General features: G+C 54.1%; 28 protein-coding genes. 12 read left to right on the top strand and 16 right to left on the bottom strand.

The features are described 5' to 3' along the window. Nucleotides 1-33 precede the first annotated feature (33 nt). Nucleotides 34-1,509 carry a hypothetical protein gene (locus tag RHN82_RS16480; RefSeq protein ID WP_047050251.1) on the bottom strand — a complete coding sequence of 492 codons (1,476 nt, stop codon included), beginning with the start codon at nucleotides 1,507-1,509 and terminating at the stop codon, nucleotides 34-36. Then, complete coding sequence (locus RHN82_RS16475) at nucleotides 1,506-2,135, bottom strand: terminase small subunit (protein WP_047050252.1); 630 nt, start codon at nucleotides 2,133-2,135, stop codon at nucleotides 1,506-1,508. Before RHN82_RS16475 ends, RHN82_RS16480 begins: the two co-directional genes overlap by 4 nt. A 54-nt stretch (nucleotides 2,136-2,189) precedes the next feature. Here RHN82_RS16475 and RHN82_RS16470 point away from each other — a divergent pair, with 54 nt between their 5' ends. Next, nucleotides 2,190-2,399, top strand: a complete 210-nt coding sequence (locus tag RHN82_RS16470) for a hypothetical protein (RefSeq protein ID WP_047050254.1) — start codon at nucleotides 2,190-2,192, stop codon at nucleotides 2,397-2,399. 200 nt (nucleotides 2,400-2,599) lie between these two features. Here RHN82_RS16470 and RHN82_RS16465 read toward each other — a convergent pair whose 3' ends face one another. Further along, nucleotides 2,600-2,938: a hypothetical protein gene (locus RHN82_RS16465; RefSeq protein ID WP_047050256.1), complete on the bottom strand. Its 339-nt coding sequence runs from the start codon at nucleotides 2,936-2,938 to the stop codon at nucleotides 2,600-2,602. A 75-nt stretch (nucleotides 2,939-3,013) separates the two neighbouring features. Between RHN82_RS16465 and RHN82_RS16460 the strand changes: the two genes are divergently transcribed. After that, the gene (locus RHN82_RS16460) at nucleotides 3,014-3,235 is read left to right on the top strand and encodes a hypothetical protein (protein WP_128753951.1); all 222 of its coding nucleotides are present in this window, start codon (nucleotides 3,014-3,016) and stop codon (nucleotides 3,233-3,235) included. A gap of 80 nt (nucleotides 3,236-3,315) precedes the next feature. On the opposite strand, the gene RHN82_RS16455 is transcribed toward RHN82_RS16460, so the two are convergent. The 11 genes from RHN82_RS16455 to RHN82_RS16405 form a co-directional block, all read right to left on the bottom strand. After that, nucleotides 3,316-3,519, bottom strand: a complete 204-nt coding sequence (locus tag RHN82_RS16455) for a hypothetical protein (RefSeq protein ID WP_047050260.1) — start codon at nucleotides 3,517-3,519, stop codon at nucleotides 3,316-3,318. Nucleotides 3,520-3,718: 199 nt separating this feature from the next. Next, nucleotides 3,719-4,438: a hypothetical protein gene (locus RHN82_RS16450; protein ID WP_047050265.1), complete on the bottom strand. Its 720-nt coding sequence runs from the start codon at nucleotides 4,436-4,438 to the stop codon at nucleotides 3,719-3,721. Then, on the bottom strand, nucleotides 4,435-4,932 hold the full coding sequence (locus RHN82_RS16445; RefSeq protein ID WP_052768113.1) for an ead/Ea22-like family protein: 498 nt from the start codon (nucleotides 4,930-4,932) through the stop codon (nucleotides 4,435-4,437). The genes RHN82_RS16450 and RHN82_RS16445 overlap by 4 nt, the downstream gene beginning before the upstream one ends. Beyond that, on the bottom strand, nucleotides 4,929-5,132 hold the full coding sequence (locus tag RHN82_RS16440; RefSeq protein WP_047050266.1) for a hypothetical protein: 204 nt from the start codon (nucleotides 5,130-5,132) through the stop codon (nucleotides 4,929-4,931). Before RHN82_RS16440 ends, RHN82_RS16445 begins: the two co-directional genes overlap by 4 nt. Further along, nucleotides 5,129-5,770 carry a hypothetical protein gene (locus tag RHN82_RS16435; RefSeq protein WP_047050268.1) on the bottom strand — a complete coding sequence of 214 codons (642 nt, stop codon included), beginning with the start codon at nucleotides 5,768-5,770 and terminating at the stop codon, nucleotides 5,129-5,131. Before RHN82_RS16435 ends, RHN82_RS16440 begins: the two co-directional genes overlap by 4 nt. A gap of 56 nt (nucleotides 5,771-5,826) precedes the next feature. After that, a complete protein-coding gene (locus tag RHN82_RS16430; protein ID WP_047050270.1) occupies nucleotides 5,827-6,291 on the bottom strand; it encodes a crossover junction endodeoxyribonuclease RuvC in 465 nt (154 codons plus the stop codon). A 120-nt stretch (nucleotides 6,292-6,411) separates the two neighbouring features. After that, complete coding sequence (locus RHN82_RS16425) at nucleotides 6,412-6,801, bottom strand: DnaT-like ssDNA-binding domain-containing protein (RefSeq protein ID WP_227788522.1); 390 nt, start codon at nucleotides 6,799-6,801, stop codon at nucleotides 6,412-6,414. A 56-nt stretch (nucleotides 6,802-6,857) separates the two neighbouring features. Then, nucleotides 6,858-7,004, bottom strand: a complete 147-nt coding sequence (locus tag RHN82_RS16420) for a hypothetical protein (RefSeq protein ID WP_227788524.1) — start codon at nucleotides 7,002-7,004, stop codon at nucleotides 6,858-6,860. A 304-nt stretch (nucleotides 7,005-7,308) separates the two neighbouring features. Next, nucleotides 7,309-7,497 carry a hypothetical protein gene (locus RHN82_RS16415; RefSeq protein WP_047050271.1) on the bottom strand — a complete coding sequence of 63 codons (189 nt, stop codon included), beginning with the start codon at nucleotides 7,495-7,497 and terminating at the stop codon, nucleotides 7,309-7,311. Beyond that, on the bottom strand, nucleotides 7,494-7,697 hold the full coding sequence (locus RHN82_RS16410) for a hypothetical protein (protein ID WP_047050345.1): 204 nt from the start codon (nucleotides 7,695-7,697) through the stop codon (nucleotides 7,494-7,496). The genes RHN82_RS16415 and RHN82_RS16410 overlap by 4 nt, the downstream gene beginning before the upstream one ends. Before the next feature lie 147 nt (nucleotides 7,698-7,844). After that, a complete protein-coding gene (locus tag RHN82_RS16405) occupies nucleotides 7,845-8,075 on the bottom strand; it encodes a hypothetical protein (RefSeq protein WP_032634928.1) in 231 nt (76 codons plus the stop codon). Between the two features lie 154 nt (nucleotides 8,076-8,229). On the opposite strand from RHN82_RS16405, the gene RHN82_RS16400 reads away from it, so the two are divergent. The 10 genes from RHN82_RS16400 (at nucleotide 8,230) to RHN82_RS16355 (ending at nucleotide 13,762) form a co-directional block, all read left to right on the top strand. Further along, nucleotides 8,230-8,820, top strand: a complete 591-nt coding sequence (locus RHN82_RS16400; RefSeq protein WP_047050275.1) for a helix-turn-helix transcriptional regulator — start codon at nucleotides 8,230-8,232, stop codon at nucleotides 8,818-8,820. Nucleotides 8,821-8,971: 151 nt separating this feature from the next. Next, a complete protein-coding gene (locus RHN82_RS16395) occupies nucleotides 8,972-9,121 on the top strand; it encodes a hypothetical protein (protein WP_162843058.1) in 150 nt (49 codons plus the stop codon). Further along, a complete protein-coding gene (locus RHN82_RS16390; protein WP_047050277.1) occupies nucleotides 9,118-10,185 on the top strand; it encodes a hypothetical protein in 1,068 nt (355 codons plus the stop codon). The genes RHN82_RS16395 and RHN82_RS16390 overlap by 4 nt, the downstream gene beginning before the upstream one ends. 7 nt (nucleotides 10,186-10,192) lie before the next feature. Then, nucleotides 10,193-10,492: a hypothetical protein gene (locus RHN82_RS16385; protein ID WP_047050279.1), complete on the top strand. Its 300-nt coding sequence runs from the start codon at nucleotides 10,193-10,195 to the stop codon at nucleotides 10,490-10,492. Next, on the top strand, nucleotides 10,489-11,310 hold the full coding sequence (locus tag RHN82_RS16380; RefSeq protein WP_048982973.1) for a PD-(D/E)XK nuclease-like domain-containing protein: 822 nt from the start codon (nucleotides 10,489-10,491) through the stop codon (nucleotides 11,308-11,310). The genes RHN82_RS16385 and RHN82_RS16380 overlap by 4 nt, the downstream gene beginning before the upstream one ends. Then, on the top strand, nucleotides 11,307-12,248 hold the full coding sequence (locus RHN82_RS16375) for a RecT family recombinase (protein ID WP_047050283.1): 942 nt from the start codon (nucleotides 11,307-11,309) through the stop codon (nucleotides 12,246-12,248). The genes RHN82_RS16380 and RHN82_RS16375 overlap by 4 nt, the downstream gene beginning before the upstream one ends. Before the next feature lie 49 nt (nucleotides 12,249-12,297). Beyond that, the gene (locus RHN82_RS16370; RefSeq protein WP_047050285.1) at nucleotides 12,298-12,561 is read left to right on the top strand and encodes an AlpA family transcriptional regulator; all 264 of its coding nucleotides are present in this window, start codon (nucleotides 12,298-12,300) and stop codon (nucleotides 12,559-12,561) included. 109 nt (nucleotides 12,562-12,670) lie between these two features. Then, on the top strand, nucleotides 12,671-12,967 hold the full coding sequence (locus RHN82_RS16365; protein ID WP_032634921.1) for a PerC family transcriptional regulator: 297 nt from the start codon (nucleotides 12,671-12,673) through the stop codon (nucleotides 12,965-12,967). Further along, nucleotides 12,960-13,118: a DUF1317 family protein gene (locus RHN82_RS16360; protein ID WP_047050287.1), complete on the top strand. Its 159-nt coding sequence runs from the start codon at nucleotides 12,960-12,962 to the stop codon at nucleotides 13,116-13,118. Before RHN82_RS16365 ends, RHN82_RS16360 begins: the two co-directional genes overlap by 8 nt. Beyond that, on the top strand, nucleotides 13,115-13,762 hold the full coding sequence (locus tag RHN82_RS16355) for an MT-A70 family methyltransferase (protein ID WP_047050289.1): 648 nt from the start codon (nucleotides 13,115-13,117) through the stop codon (nucleotides 13,760-13,762). Before RHN82_RS16360 ends, RHN82_RS16355 begins: the two co-directional genes overlap by 4 nt. A 35-nt stretch (nucleotides 13,763-13,797) precedes the next feature. On the opposite strand, the gene RHN82_RS16350 is transcribed toward RHN82_RS16355, so the two are convergent. Both RHN82_RS16350 and guaA read right to left on the bottom strand, forming a co-directional pair. Beyond that, the gene (locus tag RHN82_RS16350; RefSeq protein ID WP_047050290.1) at nucleotides 13,798-15,048 is read right to left on the bottom strand and encodes a site-specific integrase; all 1,251 of its coding nucleotides are present in this window, start codon (nucleotides 15,046-15,048) and stop codon (nucleotides 13,798-13,800) included. Nucleotides 15,049-15,240: 192 nt separating this feature from the next. Then, on the bottom strand, nucleotides 15,241-16,818 hold the full coding sequence (gene guaA, locus RHN82_RS16345; RefSeq protein WP_003860599.1) for a glutamine-hydrolyzing GMP synthase: 1,578 nt from the start codon (nucleotides 16,816-16,818) through the stop codon (nucleotides 15,241-15,243). Nucleotides 16,819-16,859 lie beyond the last annotated feature (41 nt).

Genomic DNA, 16,859 nt, shown 5'->3' with positions numbered 1-16,859 from the left:
TGTCACAATCAGCCCGCCGATGCGCGGGCTTTGTTATTTCCACGGGTCATACTCTGTGACCGCTTTCCCCCGCTGACTCTCCTGACCAGGAATGCGCAGGCGCTTCGTAACCGGGAAAGCAAACGTCAGCAGCAACGCGTCACCCTTGCCCGGCGAACGGCCCAGGCGCTCTTTGATATCTTCCTTCGGCTCAATGACGATCTTACCGTCCACCCTGACTTTGTACTCCGCCGCCGACAGGTCATCCGCCGTCTCCTGGTCATCCAGCGCGCCGCCGAGCTTCAGCCACGTTTTGCAGCTGTTGAACATCTCGCCGCGCTTATTGAGCATCTGGGGATCTGTCGAGCCGCCGCCGAACGGGATTAACTGCCACGTCCGGCCCCAGCCATCGCCGATTGACTTCAACCCGGTGCCGTAGCCGAAGTCGATAAACACCGCGTCAGCCTGGTACTGATCTTCAAAGTCGGCGATGCGCTTCGCCATAATCAGGTCGTCAGTGGTCTTGTTGCCGGTCCAGAGCACTTTGCTGTGCAGCCCCTGGCGCAGGTATATCACTGCGTCATCCACGCCGGAATATGCCGGGTCGACGCCGATAATCACCGGTGCATGCGCCACCTGCGCAGCGGTCACTACGCGCTTCATCGCCTCGTCAGTGAGCCCGGTCGGGATAAACTGGAGTTCTGACGCGTCAGGGAAGATCCCCCGCACACGGACCTTCACGAAGTCGCTGTCCTCGCCGTAGTCATCCACCCATTTCTGGAGTTGCTGTTTGTTCGTGCCTTCCACGGTGCGTGAATCAATCTGCGCGCACTTCCAGCGGTGCTTGTATTTGCGGAAGCATTCGCGGAAACGCCCGGTGTTACGCGTCGGGTTCCCAAACGCTACCCAGATAATTTCCGTGTCTTCGTCCGTCAGTGCGCCTTCGGCAACCTCCCACACCAGATCGGCAATATTGGAGGCTTCATCGAATACCACGATGATGCGCTTGCGCTCGTTGTGCAGCCCGGCGAACGCCTCTGTGTTGTGCTCAGACCACGGGATTGCGTCAGCGCGCCAGCGTTTATCATGTCCCGGATCGTTGCTGTACATCGCCGTGGCGGTGCAGGTGAACCACTCTTTCGTGATAGCCAGATTCGACCATTTGATGATTTCCGGCCAGGTCTTTGTGCGCAGCTGGTTGTCAGTGTTGGCGGTCACCACCACCTTGCAGTCCTCGCAGGTCGACATGCCCCAGTTGATGAGCATCGAAATGAAAGCGGATTTGCCGATACCGTGTCCGGATGCGCGAGCCAGCATCAGCGGCTGGTGACGCGTCGCGGGGTTCTGGAGGTGATCGCGTATCTCGCGGAATGCGTCAGCCTGCCACTTACGCGGCCCGGTGGCGTGTGCCAGTTCTGTTCCTTCCTCGCCCCACGGAAACGCATACAGCGCATAGCCCAGCGGGTCATACGTGAACGAAGCAATATCCTCGACGAGCTGCTCTTCCGGCGACATGGCTGCTGCTGTCATTCTTCACCACCAGCCTGTTTCTTAACACGGTCACGGGCCTTCGCCATGCGTTCGGCGATGGTGACGGTGCCGGAAACCTCCAGGCGCTCTTTGAACGCGTTGACGTCGACGTGCTTACCGATAAGCTCGAGGTTCTTCACCTTGTCCGGCCACTTCACCTTCTTCAGAATATGCTCGACATCCTCAACAGACAGATCCGCCTCGCCATTCTCTTTTTGCAGGGAGGCCTGAGTAGTCTTGATGGTAGCGATATCCATCGCGCTGAGGGAGGTGCGCCATACCTTAGGCCATTCAGCGATCGGCTTCATCCCGCCGTCATCGTTCAGGATATCCAGCACATCCATCTGGTCGATCTCAACCAGGCGCAGAAGGACATAATCGGCGCTGACGCGCAGGCGCTTGTTGCGCTCTTCCATCAACTCGGCAATGCGTTTCTGGATGCGTTCATCGCGCATCATCACGCTGGCTTTAACTGCTGCCGTGTTTGGCGAGAATCCGGCGTTAATCGCCGCCTGAGTCTGGTTCTCCGGCGTCTTGATGTATGACTGGCAATAAGCCTCCTGCATCGCTGTCAGTGGCTTAAATTGCGTTGATTTACGTTTGTGGGCTTTTGGTTCAGCAGGCATTGTAACCACCAGGGTAATAATTACCGTTGTGGTAATACTAACATGGTGGCGGGAATGTTACATAACGGGAATGTCTTCGTCAGCTTCTGGCGTAACTCTGTTAATCAGATGGGTCAGGACACCAATCACAACTGCATCGTCCAGCGCGGAACCTTCAATGGCTTCGCCGTCATCAGTGATAAGCGCTCTCCCGCGTACTCTGGCAAACTGGATGTGACCATGAAAGGAAACCAGAACAGCATCACCATGTGCTGCCTTTCTTGATATGTTGATCACAGCGTATCCCTGCGATGTCTCAACTGCGCGGCAGTTCGCATCATAGTTGCACAACCTGGAAACGGTCAGCGCTGATTCTGCGTAATCCATGGACGGGGATGGAAAGCCCATAATGGAACCTCACATAAAAATACTGTATATTTAAACAGTATAATCATGTGAGGATTTAGTCAATACGCCGTGACAGGTCACACCGCAAGTTTCGTTTCATGCCAGCCCTGCGTAACCCAGCACGCAGAATCACCGGCGCACGGACAGGACTTCACCGGCAGGCTGTCTCCGCACTTGCCGCACCGGTTGGCGCTGATAGCTTTGATGCGTCCGCGCACCCGGGCATCATCCTGGCGAATCAGCAGGGCAATGTACTCGCTCAGTTCGTATGGGTCGCGTCCCGGTCGACGCTCCGCGCAGTTCCGCGCCAGCATATCCATTTCCTGCTCGTCTAACACCAGCTCCAGCTTTCGCTCACCGGCTTCCGCCTGGCGGGCGCGCTGCGCTGCTTTGCGTTCTGCTGCGGTCTTAGCCATCAGTGAACCTCGCGAATATAAGTAATCGCATCCATTTTTCTGTATGCCTCAGACACAACCACCAGAGCTGAAACCATGACTACCATGATTCCGAAGATCAACCCACCCGCATCTCCGCTGGCAGGGTCTGATGCTGACATCAAAACAACACCAATAAAGCACATTATGAAATTAAACCTCACCATTGATCACCTTCCCGCAGCGCTTGCAATAAATACCGTGATACGTCTCTGGCCTGGTGCTGTTGATCACTTCGATTACTGCGCTGCTACTTCCCTCAACTTCTCCAATTTTTAAAGAAGATGGCGCTCCCCTGGTGATAGCTGGGCGATATGAGTGCCCGAACAATTTCCCGAAAATACCCTGACACTTATCCATCACCCCTCCTCTCTCAATTTCAGTTCATTAGCCACAGACTCTGGGACCACCACCGGCATCGGCACGCGGATAACCAGCCTGCGGAGTTCGGCTATTTCGTCGGCCTGCTCCATGACTCTGGCGTACAGGTCAGATGCTTCACCTTTCCACCATGCCACGTCCGCTTTAAGGCGGCGCAGGCGCCGCTGTTTGAGTTTGCTCACGACTTCACCTCATCCTTCGGCGCTGACGTTTCAAAGACCAGATCATTCCCACCGCATGCAGGGCATTTGACGTTCTCAATCAAGTTACCTTTCACGAATTCCGTGTGCTTGCACTGCTGGCAAGTCATCTTCATTTCAGAGTGGAATGAGTAAGCGGTTTCGCTGTTTGATATGTTATTGCCGTAAATTTTTAAGCCCATCACTTCACCTCCTGCTGCGGTGCTGCTGGATATGCACTGCCTTCCTGACCTGGATCGTTGCTTCCGGTGCATGCATTCCTGTGGTCATTGGCACGCGGGCAGCGTTTGTTGCCACAGTCAGGGCAGACGACAAATCGCATATCAGTAAGCGTTATTGGTCGGCATGTTCGGCACCAGCAGTCTGGAGCGTTGAGAGCATCACGCTCGGCAAATATTTTCTCAGCGTCGATTTCAATGCCAGAGTTGCGAATGGTTTCCACTGCGTCGCGCAACTTGTTAGCCGTCGTTACAGGTTCGGCACCCTGAAGCATGGCGGCGCGGTAGACATCAGAGCGAGATAGCATGGAGACGTTATTCCATGTTTTCACATCGATCAGATTAAACGCATCATCCGGCAATACATCCTCAAGATGATTCAGAAGCACATTGACTTCATCAGGCACAGACACCGGAACTGGCGGGGCGGAGCGATACAGAAGCACATCACCCATCTCTGCTCTGGACGCAGGCCATACGTCTGCATCGGAGCCAGATTTGAGATAATCAAGATTGGACTGGTCGATGACGCACACAGCCTCCGCTTCGAGCGATGCCAGCGCAATCTTCATCGCCGCCAGAGACATCGCAGCATCTTCGTTTACGATGCCAGGCACAGCATCTCGCTCTTCTTCGAGCTCCGCGATGGTCTTCAGTAGCCATTCTTTGGTAAGAGTGTTCATGATGCCTCTCCTTTACCGACTGCGGCGCGGTCGATTATTTTTATGAACTCAGCAGCGCCAACATCACCAAGACCAGCGTACTCGCTGATGAACTTCCTCGCCGATGCGATGATTCCGCACTGGTCAGCAATCCGTTTCTCTGCGGCTTCAGCCCTGGCTTCCTGTCTATGCGCCTCCGTCCATCCAGCATTGGAATGTGCCGCCGTTGCTTTCAGATCGTCGATCTGCTTGTCTTTGGCTTCCAGCTCATCCAGCAGCGCCATCACAGTGGCGGGATTGGCTGAGGCGATGAATACACCATCAGGGCTTTCTGGTTTAATTACCGCCCCATACTCACCCCAAGATGATCCATCATCAATAATGCAATTGTGGGGATCTTGATTGCTCTGAGGAACCAGGAACGAGAAATAAGATCCAGTGTTAATCCATAGCCACGGGCCTGGTGTCGCCTTCTCCGCAACTTCACGCAGCGCCTGTTTATCGATGTTGCTCATTGGGCGGACTCCTGCTTCTGCTTGTTGTATACGGCCCAACTCAGAGAATCGAGCTTGTCACGGCCTGCTTTGTCGTACATGTGGATGCCGTCTTTGCAGGCGTGTTCGAGCTTCACCTGCTCCTCAAGCTGATTGAGTTCGTCGTAAGACAGAGTTGCCAGTTTGAGTCGATTCCAGCCAAAGTTACGGATGCGAGTCATGACTGCACCCCTTTGCGAAGCTGGGCGGCTATGTCTTCGAGTACGCCATCAGCGAACGAGCGGTCGAAATCATCCACTGGCGCACCAGCCATAAACTCTGTTGACGTCAGGATCATCCGCGCGATATCTGCCGCGTTCTTTGCTGTGTCGTCGATAAAACCAGCATCCCATGCGGCCAGCATCCTGTTAGCAACAAAGTGAGCGCCTTCCTTGTGGGCCTGCGCCCGCACTTCAGCCAGGCATTTGCGGAATTCAGCAACGTATTGTTCGACACTCATTCCCCAGGTTAACGGGCATTCTTCGACGGTTTCGCCTTCGTATTCTTCATCAGGGACTTCTTTGGTAAAGAATTCGCGCTCGATGGCATGGAGCGTGTCAGCGAAGCGGCGTAGGTTTCTCTGACCTTCCGTGATAGAAAATTCAGGAGCCTCGCAGCCAGCGCCCATCTGCTGATATACGGCGGTTTTGAAGGCCTTCAGCCCCGCATTCTCCGCAGCCAGCGCATTACTACGAGCCAGTTGCACATCCAGATGCGTAGCCAGATCGCTTATCAACTGCGATACAGCACCGCCTGATGATTTAAGTTGTGCGGCCTTGTCATGACCGCGCTTTACCAACTCACTCACATTGCATTCCATCTTTACCCCCGCTTACCCGTATAAGTTATTGATTACGTTGATATCAAAAAGGATGGTTATTTAACGCCTATCCCGAACCTTGCGATTAACAGCGCATCCGCGATGGCCTGGCCTTTCGCTTTGGCATCCAGCGCCCTGAGTTCCGGGTAAAGCTGAATGGCCCTGCTGCGCGCTGCGTCCTTGTCGCTGCCGATAAGCCCGGCTGACTTCTTCCAGGCCTGCGGCGTTACCAGCGTGTACGGAATGTTGAGTCCCTGGAGGATCCCCTCCGCTACGCCAGCTGCATGCCCGAACGTGAACATGCTTGCCGTTCCCTGCCCTGGCATTGCACCGACCTGCTCGAGATATGCATGGGCTATCCCGTACTGCCTGAGCCATGCCGCCACCGCGGCGCCGTTCACCCTGGACTTTGTGCCGACCTTGATGGTTGGCATTGCCAGATGGTCGATGTAGCCGCCCTGCTCAGTTACGAGAACCAGCGCCCCGCTGCATCCCGGGTCAATTCCTAAAACTACTGTCATGACTTACCTCTCAGGTAATTTAAATCCACATTAGAGTTAAAATCAATAGCTATGCGCATATTTTGTTACCTTCAAGGTAATTATGCTGGCGTAAAAAAATGCGCTGCCGCGCTGGTGCTGCTATGAGGGCTGGTATCCCCTGAATCCCTGCGGTATGGCCTTGTCCGGCTCCGGAACGTCGTTGATATCCCTTCTCTGCTGCTGGGCGACTGGCCTTGACCTGGACTGCTGCACGCTTCTCGCCAGCTTCTGCTGCCACTGGTCGTGGTGGAATGCTTTGCCCTCCGCTTTCCAGTACGTGATGAATTCTGCCAGCTCGAACGGCGTGATGTCCGTCTTCAGGGTTATGCCCCACTGAGAAGCTCGTCTGGTGAACTGCTGATCCGGCTTCCAGTTGTCGTGCATCTGGAATTTTCCAAACTCACCCATTCCGCCAGGCGCAATGTAGCCATTCAGCATCGCGTTGTTCGCATCCGGATCTGGTTCACCGCCAACAGCAGAGTTATCCACAGGTGAATTTTGCTCGCTCCCTGTGTGGGGTTTATCTTTTATATCTTCTCTTCTCTTTATCTCTTCTTTATCTGTCGTGACATTTCGTGACTTGTCGTGACATTGCCGTGACTCATTGCTTTCTTGTTGTCGCATCCGCTGCCTTTCACGCTGCTCTCTTTTTCTCTGAGTTGCTGATTTTGCTCCTGTTTCATCATTGCCACGGTCCTCCTTTTTAGGCTGTCTCCGCTCCCACCCTGTAAGGTATGTTCCATCCAAAACACGGCCCTGCATGGCGTTAATAACAGCGTCTATGTCACACTCAGTCACGTCAAAATGTGACGCTAAGTCCTCGTTCGTGACATCAGCGTGACCTCGCGTGACATTTTGTGACCCGCTAACAAGAAGGTGGACATAAACGGCCTGAACGAGAGCTATCGGTTGACCGGATATTCTCGCTATGGTTCTCCACTTCGGGTCATTAGGCATATCATGCCAAAGACGTAGCCATTGATTAGCCATATGAACCTACTCTTTCTCGAGATCAGTGATTCCACAAAGGCGCAACCCAGCGAAGCAACCAGTATTAACCATGTCGCAGTACATTGTCTGATCTGAAATGTTCAGCCGGTGCCACATAATGAGCATCGCCTTTTCTTCTTCTGACTCTGCTTCAATGCATAATTGAGCACTGGAACCGGAGAAAAAAATCTTCATGCTGCCTCCCGCGCCTTTCTGGCTGCCTTTAATTTATCTGAACGCAACTGCTGCTGGCGTCGAGCCCGCTCGTTGTTGCACTTAACGCATTCACCACTGAGGGTGTAGCGCTCACTGTCATGCCCGTGAATGCACTTCTTGCCGGTGTAGAACCTGGCGAGGCCCATTTCGAGAGCTTCACGCTGAGTTAATCGCTTCATTTGCACCTCTCTTTGAAATTTATCTTTGGTAATTTTGTGCGATGGCCGAAAAAAGATCAACCATATTTGGATCATTATTACCTGAGAGGACTGAATAGATATGAAAAGACCGCCAGAAGGCGGCCTGATGGGGGTTTGAAGGAGGTTTTATTCGTAGAAGAAGATAGCCAGTTCCGGCTTTGTTCTGACCCAGCCGCGTTGTTTGCATGCCTTAAATAACCCATTCATCAATGTCTTACCGGGCATTTTACGACGGCCTGTCAGATGAGTCTGGATGTAGTGGCTGGTCGTTCCGGCCTCGTCAGCAAAGGCATTTCGCTCATCAGGAGTGAGTTGCAACCAGTGTTTTTTGAAGTCGAATTTTTCGTTCTCGCTCATAGCTATTGCCTGATATTAATTTCAGATAACAAATATTCACCCAGAAGGTAATAAAAATCAAGGTTTGTTACCTGTGAGGTGCATTTACCTGTGAGGTAAATTCGCTTTTAATTGAACCACTAACTAATTCATATATGAGGCGATTCACCAGAGCATGAAAAGTATTCAGGATATCCGCAGGCAGAATATTAACGATATCATCGACCGTGACTTTAACGGGGTGCAGACTCGTCTGGCGGAAAAACTGGGAACTCAGGCAAACCTGGTGAACCGCTGGGCCCGCGGGCAGAAGGTTGTTGGCGACACGGTGGCGCGCAAGATTGAGAAGGCAGCGAACAAGCCGTCGAACTGGCTGGACGTCGACCACTCATTATCTGCTGTTGCAATCCCCCAGGAGGAGATCACCGCCTCCGATATCGGCCAGTTGGCGGCGCATAACCTCGAAGCGTGGATGCAGAACAACCGCGACCTGTCCTCCCAGGGTAAGCTGTCGAAGGCGTCCGGCGTTGCCCAGGCGACAATCAACCGCATGCTGAACAATGAGGTTAGCGTTTCCATCTCCACCCTGGAGGCGATCGCCAGCGCGTTCGGGCGCCGGGGATATGAGCTGCTCATCCATCCTCGCGACCCGGCGACCATCCATTACGACCGGGCCCGCTACGCATTGTTACCTGAGAGCGAGAAAAGTAAGATCGAGAGCTACGTCGATTTCGTGATTGTTCAGAACGGTAAAACGCAAGAATAACTTTATAAATTTCAGATACTAAGCCGCCATTGAGCGGCTTTTTTATTGCCCTTAGAATTACCTTACGGGTAATTTTTTATAATCATACCTATTGACTTCAAACCACATAAGGATAATTATTACCTCAACGGTAACACTGAGGTAACGAATTATGCAGTGGAAAATCATCAACGGCTGGTACTGCGTTACGGCGTGCGGGCTGATGAGCACCAAGTGCCGCACTCTGCATGAGGCCATCAACTGGGCGTTTGTCACCAAGATGGCAGTCAAAACTGAAATGGATATGGGGGTGAGCAAGTGAGTGAATTAGCAATCATCGAAATCGCGCCGGACCTGGCGCCAAGCATTTACGTTGAAAACGGTCTGGATAAGTTCCTTGAACAGATCCGTGATGGCGTTAACGAGGTTCCTGACCTGAGCACAGCCAAAGGCCGCGCCCGTATCGCATCCCTCGCCGCCCAGGTATCACGCAGCAAGACGGCAGTTGAAAAGCCAGGCCGTGATTACCTGAAGCGCCTGAAGGAGCAACCAAAAGTGGTCGAAGCAGAACTGCGACGCTTCGTGACCGAATGCGATCAGCTTCGCGACGAAGTTCGCCGCCCACTTACCGAATGGGAAGACGCTGAAAAGGCACGCACCGAAGCATTGCAGCAGCGCCTTGTGGATTTGCGCGCACTGGCTGAAGTGATCGACACCACCGGAAATTACCTGCCATCCACTGATATTCAGGCTCGCATTCTGGAGGCTAAATCCGTGGTGCTGGATGACAGCTGGCAGGAGCGTGCAGCAGAGGCGGGAGTGGCTAAAGACTCAACCATTCAGCAACTGGAAGCGTCGCTGGTAGTAGCGCAAAAGCGCGAGCACGAAGCGGCTGAGCTGGAACGCCTGCGCAAAGAGGCAGAGGAAAAAGCACGTCTAGAACGTGAAGAAGCTATACGCCGCGAAGCAGCAGAACAGGCTAAGCGTGATGCAGAAGCAAAAGCACAGGCCGAGATTGATGCTTCTGCACGCCGTGAAGCTGAAGCCAAGGCTGCAACTGAACGCGCAGAGCGCGAAAAAATTGAAGCCCAGCAGAAAGCAGAGCGTGAAGCAAAAGCCGCTGCGGAAAAAGCTGAGCAGGAAAAGAACGACGCTATCGCAGCGGAGCGCCGCCGTCAGGAAGAAGCGGAAGCAGTTCGACTGGCAGAACAGAAACGCATCGCCGATGAAGAAGCGCGCCGCGCAGCTGACAAAGAGCATCGCCGCACCATCAATCGTCAGGCTATTGCAGACCTGATTGAAAGTGGTCTTCCGCAGGAAATGGCTGAGAAAGCGCTGATAGCCATCGCCAGCGGGAAGGTTTCTGCAATCTCTATCAAGTACTGAGGTGCGTATGAACATCCAGCAGATTAATAACCTGAAAAAAATCATGAATAGCATCGACAGCGACTACCAGCTGAGTCAGTTGCACTACGCGCGCCAGGTGGAGCTGATCGACGCTATCAAGTTCCACCAGCTGCAAAAGCCTTTCTATGAGCTGGAACGCAAAGGCGTGCGCACCGAAATTCTTGAAGAACTGATGATGAGCACGGAATTCGAAGAGGCTCTCGCAGCTTACCAGGCCGCGATGACCAGCATCATCGCGAAGTGGGATCTGGCTGACCAGCTGGACACGGCGAGGACTGCGGCATGATGCCAGGAATTTACTTCGACATCAGCAACGAGGATTACCACGCCGGCGACGGCGTGAGTAAGTCGCAGCTGGATATGGTGGCGTTGAGCCCGGCCCTGTTGCCGTGGCAGAAATCCGCGCCGGTCGACACAGAAAAGCTGAAAGCGCTTGACATGGGTACCGCCCTGCACTGCCTGCTGCTGGAGCCGGAAGAATTCGATAAGCGTTTTATCGTGGCGCCGCAGTTCAACCTGAGAACCAATCAGGGGAAAGCAGATCAGGAAGCCTTCCTTAAAGATGTTGAGAACATGGGCATGACGGTGATGGATGCCGAACAGGGCCGCAAGCTGAAACTTATGCGCGACAGCGCGATGGCACACCCGGCTGCGCGCTGGCTGCTTGAAGCGGAAGGATTCTGCGAAGCATCGCACTACTGGACGGATCCGGAAACCGGAGAGCTGTGCCGCATTCGTCCGGACAAGCGCTTGAAGCATCACCCGGTGCTTCTGGACGTGAAGAAGGTTGCCGATATGGAGCGGTTCGCCCGCCACATCGAGGAATTCAGGTACCACGTGCAGGATGCCATGTACCGCGAAGGCGCGCATCAGACCACCGGCGAGCCGCACGGATTCTTCTTCCTGGCTGTGAGCGAAACCATCGACTGCGGACGCTACCCGGTGCGCGTGTTCGAGCTGGATGCGCCGGACGTAGATGCCGGGCACGCACTGTTCCGCCGGGATCTGAATACATACCACCAGTGCCGCGAGTCAGGCGAATGGGGTGGATTTGAAATTATTAAACGCCCTGAGTGGGCACGCAAACAGGATATGCACGTATGAGCAACGACATCGCAAACATCAACGCACCAGTAGACACAGCAATCGCTGGAACTGCTGCAACAATTTTCAGCCCTGAGGGTTTGAACCAACTGATGAAGTTCGCCGAAGTAATGGCGCAAAGCCGTGTGACGGTACCGGCTCACCTCGCCGGGAAACCAGCTGATTGCATGGCTGTAGCAATGCAGGCTGCGCAGTGGGGAATGAACCCATTCGCCGTTGCGCAGAAAACCCATGTTGTGAGCGGCACGCTCGGCTATGAAGCCCAGTTAGTAAACGCGGTTATCTCAACCATGTCTCCAACCAAAGATCGCATCAACTATGAGTGGTTCGGGCCGTGGGAACGCGTGATCGGAAAGTTTGTTGAGAAAACATCCAAAAACGGCAACCCGTATATCGCACCTGGATGGACCCTTAAAGACGAAGAAGGCTGCGGTGTTCGCGTATGGGCAACTATGAAGGGTGAGGATCATCCTCGAGTTCTCGAGTTAATGCTGTCTCAGGCACAGGTAAGAAACTCCACGCTTTGGGCTAGCGATCCGAAACAACAACTCGCATACCTGGCGACAAAGCGCTGGTCACGCCTGCATTGCCCAGACGTCATCATGGGCGTGTACACCCCTGACGAATTGCAGGAAACGGCACCGCGCGTTGAACGCGATATCACGCCGACACCTGCAACCGCGACCGGCATGAACAAGCTGATCAACTCCAAGCCTGAGCAAAAGCAGGAAGAGAAACCAAAGAGCAGCGATGACCGCGATCCAGAAGAGATTCTGTGCGCTTTCACTGACGCAGCGATGAACTACAACACCCTGAAGGATCTGGATAACGCCTACAAATACGTCGCCAAAAAGCTCGCTAACGATGATGAACGCCTGGCTAAAGCTACTGATGTGTACACCATCCGTCGCGATGAGCTGAACGAAGTCCCTATGTAATCACCACCGTGGCGCCACGGCGCCACACCTGCAACCAGGAGAGATAGTTATGAAAGGTGCATTGAGTAAGAAAAAACTCCTTGAGGTGGTGCCACTGTCATGGAGCACGATTGACCTACTGGAGCGTGATGGCGAATTCCCGAAACGCTGGTACATCACCGATGGGAAAGTGGCATGGACCCAGGAAGAAGTAGAGAAGTGGCTTGACGATCGCAGGAAGAATAGCCCGGACGAATTCCAGGGAAAAAAGCCACCGGTTGAGCTGCGAAAGTATCGTCCAGTTAAGGGTGCATCCGTGAGTGCGGCAGCATGACGGCGCTGAAGAAGCATATCGGCAGATGGTCAGATGTGTACCTGTATCTGGCCGTGGTCGCCTACCTGATGTGGCTGGCGGCGGTAATCAGTTGAGAGTTCTGGATCAGATGAAAAAGACGAAGCTTGAGCGCTATCACGAAGACTACGTGTCGCAGCGCCGTGTTGAAAGAGTGGTGGCAGTAACGCCGGAAGCAATGGAGATCGAAAGCCGGGCCATCGAGCGCGAGCGCCGCGGACATTACCGCATCGCGGCCCGTCTCTGGCTCCAGTGCCTGGACGCCGCTGTTGGTGAAGTTGAGCGCGCCCGCATCGCGGTGCGCCGCCAGCAGTGCATCACCAAAGGGAACCGTACCCCGCACCTGGACTACAGCGGGATCGGATGTCGCGGGGTGGTTTATGACTAAACCGCACGACGGGATCACCGTGGGCAGTGTCACGCTGCCCTATTCCATCATTCGCCGTGGATGGGTAGCACCGAACGGCGACGTTATCAGAAACCCATTGAAGGCTCAGCGCGTGGCTGAGCTGATGAACAGCAAGAAGGTGGCAGCATGATCGGAAAATACACTCTTATCTACGCAGATCCGCCTTGGGTATACCGCGACAAAGCAGCAGACGGCGAGCGCGGCGCTGGATTCAAATATCCGGTTATGAACGTGCTCGATATCTGCCGCCTGCCAGTGTGGGATCTGGCTGCCGAAGATTGCCTGCTGGCTATGTGGTGGGTACCTACACAGCCGGTTGAAGCACTGAAGGTAATCGAAGCATGGGGCTTCCGCCTGATGACCATGAAGGGATTCACCTGGCACAAGACGAACAAGCACAAAGGCAACAGCGCGATCGGCATGGGACACATGACCCGGGCGAACAGCGAAGACTGCCTTTTCGCGGTACGCGGGAAACTGCCGGCGCGCATGGATGCTTCAATCTGCCAGCACGTCACGGCGCCGCGCCTTGAGAACTCGCGCAAACCTGACGTGATCCGTGAAAAACTGGTGCAGTTGCTTGGAGATGTGCCACGCATTGAGCTTTTCGCCCGACAGTCGTCGCATGGCTTTGACGTATGGGGCAACCAGTGCGAAGGCCCGGCGGTGCAGTTGCACCCTGGATACGCGCTGGATATCGCCGGGATGACGAGAGCATTCGGACATGCTCCATTTCCACCAACAGACAACCAGGGCCGGGAGCGTGCGGCATAATTCATCAGCGAGATTTAAATAGTCATTTTCTTCGGCTACTGACTTTCCATCCACTTCTCAAACTTCGAAGGGGAGAACAGCACCAGATCTGTGTGCTCCCCTGCTATCCAGGCATCAACCATATCAGCCCACTGCTGAAGCATGTAAGCGCGTTGCCGCGCATATTCTGCTTTATTGTAAACCGCTCTCGTCCCTTTCTGCTTTCTGGCCTGGCCTTTCTCTATCCAGTCTGATGGATAATCAGCTTCATGAAGGTTAGTGCTGGCGGTACGTCGCAGATCATGCACAGTAAAGCGTTCAAAGTGATAACCCGATTCGTTTATGCGCGCCACTACGCGGTCGATCAGGGAATTAAGCGAGGCGTTGGAGATAGGTTTGTTGAAGTCGTATCGGCCAGGCACAAGATAAATACTACCCCCGGCGCACATCTGAAGAGTTACCATCAGATCAAGTGCCTGCCTTGAAAGGTAAATTGAATGAGGTTTCCCGCTCTTCATTCTTTCGCCCGGGATGGTCCAAACCCCTTTTGTGAAGCTGATTTCTTTAAGCTCGGCGTTGGTGAACTCCCCTTTCCTGACCATCGTCAGCAGAACGAGCTTGATTGCCATTTTCAGCGTTCCCATTGCACTGAAACTATCCAGCGCACGGAAAAATACACCAATTTCTTCTGGACTAAGGTATCGCTCCCTGTCCACAAATGTGGCAATGGAGGACGGTTTTATATCAGCAGCTGGGTTATAGAACCCGTGCCCTCTGTCATTAGCATGACGGTAAACACTGCTGATTATCTCCCGGGCTCTTACTGCTGTTGCATTACCACCGCGCTGGACGATTTTATCGCACAAATCACGAACCGCCGCTGTGGTGATCTCAGTCATTAGTTTGTTGCCGAGTGACGGTATCAGGTCACGATCAATGATCGCCCGCTTAAGTTCCCGCGTACTGTCTGCCAGCGTGGCATTCTTCATGTAACTGTCGGTATGTACCGCGAACGTCTCAGCCCCGCGGATCTTTTTAATACCGTCTCGTTTTGCCGCAGCAGGCGACTGGCCTGCCTTCACGAGCTTTTTAGCGTTAATCAATTCCTCTCGCGCTTCCGCCAGGCTGATACCGTCACGACCGTACTGGCCGATCACCAGCGTTTCCCGGCGCCCGTTAATGCGGTAGTCGTAGCGAAACGAGACAGAGCCTGACGTGAGCACGGCGACATACAGCCCGTCACGGTCGGAAACTTTATATAATTTGTCCTGAGGCTTGAGGTTTTTAAGTTTGGTATCGGTAAGCACAATTCACCCGTAATGCATCCATATTTTTGTCGCTATGAGAGTATACCTTTCGGGTAATACCGTCATCTGTACCGTCGAAAAATGTGGTGTAGAGTGAATAGATATGAGTAGATATAAACAAAAACCCTCTGTAATTACAGAGGGTTAGATATTAAAATGAATAGATATGATGAGCTATGAGCTAGCTATACATCATTCCCACTCGATCGTCGCCGGTGGCTTACCGCTGATGTCATACACGACACGCGATATGCCATTGACTTCATTGATTATTCTGTTAGACACGCGGCCTAAGAAGTCATACGGCAGGTGCGCCCAGTGCGCGGTCATGAAGTCGATGGTTTCCACCGCACGCAGGGAGACAACCCAGTCGTACTTACGACCATCGCCCATCACGCCGACGGAGCGCACCGGCAGGAACACGGTGAACGCCTGGCTCACCTTGTTGTACAGGTCAGCTTTGTGCAGCTCTTCGATGAAGATCGCGTCCGCGCGACGCAGCAGGTCGCAGTACTCTTTCTTCACTTCGCCCAGCACGCGTACCCCGAGGCCCGGGCCCGGGAACGGGTGACGGTAGAGCATGTCGTACGGCAGACCCAGCTCCAGGCCGATCTTACGCACTTCGTCTTTGAACAGCTCACGCAGTGGCTCAACCAGGCCCATCTTCATCTCTTTCGGCAGGCCGCCCACGTTGTGGTGAGATTTGATAACGTGCGCTTTACCGGTTGCGGAGGCCGCAGACTCGATCACGTCAGGGTAGATGGTGCCCTGCGCCAGCCATTTCACGTCTTCCAGCTTCAGCGCTTCTTCATCGAACACTTCCACGAACACGCGACCGATGATTTTACGTTTCGCTTCCGGATCGTTCTCGCCTTTCAGCGCGTCCAGGAAGCGCTGCTCGCCTTCCACATGAACGATGTTCAGACCGAAGTGGTCGCCAAACATGTCCATAACCTGCTTCGCTTCATTCAGACGCAGCAGTCCGTTATCCACGAAGACGCAGGTCAGGTTTTTGCCGATCGCGCGGTGCAGCAGCATCGCGGTCACGGAGGAGTCCACGCCGCCGGAGAGGCCGAGGATCACTTTGTCATCACCAACCTGCTGGCGGATACGCTCCACGGCGTCGTCGATGATTTTTGCCGGGGTCCACAGGGCTTCACACTGGCAGATATCACGCACGAAGCGCTCCAGCATGCGCATACCCTGACGGGTGTGGGTCACTTCCGGGTGGAACTGCACGCCGTAGAAGCGTTTTTCTTCGTTCGCCATGATCGCGAACGGGCAGCTTTCGGTGCTGGCAACGGTCACGAAGTCGGACGGGATAGCGGTGACTTTGTCGCCGTGGCTCATCCACACGTCCAGCAGCGGTTTGCCGTCTGCGGTCAGGGAGTCTTCAATACCGCGCACCAGCGCGCTGTCGGTGACGACTTCAACCTGTGCGTAGCCGAACTCACGCTCGTTAGAGCCTTCTACGTGGCCACCCAGCTGCATCGCCATGGTCTGCATACCGTAGCAAACGCCGAACACCGGTACGCCCGCTTCGAATACGTACTGCGGCGCACGCGGGCTGTTCTCTTCGGTAGTGCTTTCCGGGCCGCCGGACAGGATGATGCCGCTTGGATTGAACTCGCGAATCTGTGCTTCCGTGACATCCCACGCCCACAGCTCACAGTAAACGCCCAGCTCACGCACGCGGCGCGCCACCAGCTGAGTATACTGAGAACCAAAGTCCAGGATGAGAATGCGATGTTTATGAATGTTTTCCGTCATTGACGCTAATTCCGAGGCAAGTGAAACAAAACAAAGCGCCC

Origin of the sequence: Enterobacter cloacae complex sp. EB5, from assembly GCF_031432835.1 — a bacterium.
GTDB lineage: Bacteria > Pseudomonadota > Gammaproteobacteria > Enterobacterales > Enterobacteriaceae > Enterobacter > Enterobacter hormaechei_C.
Note: the sequence above shows the minus strand (reverse complement) of the source record. Positions and strands in the feature narration are given on the sequence as shown.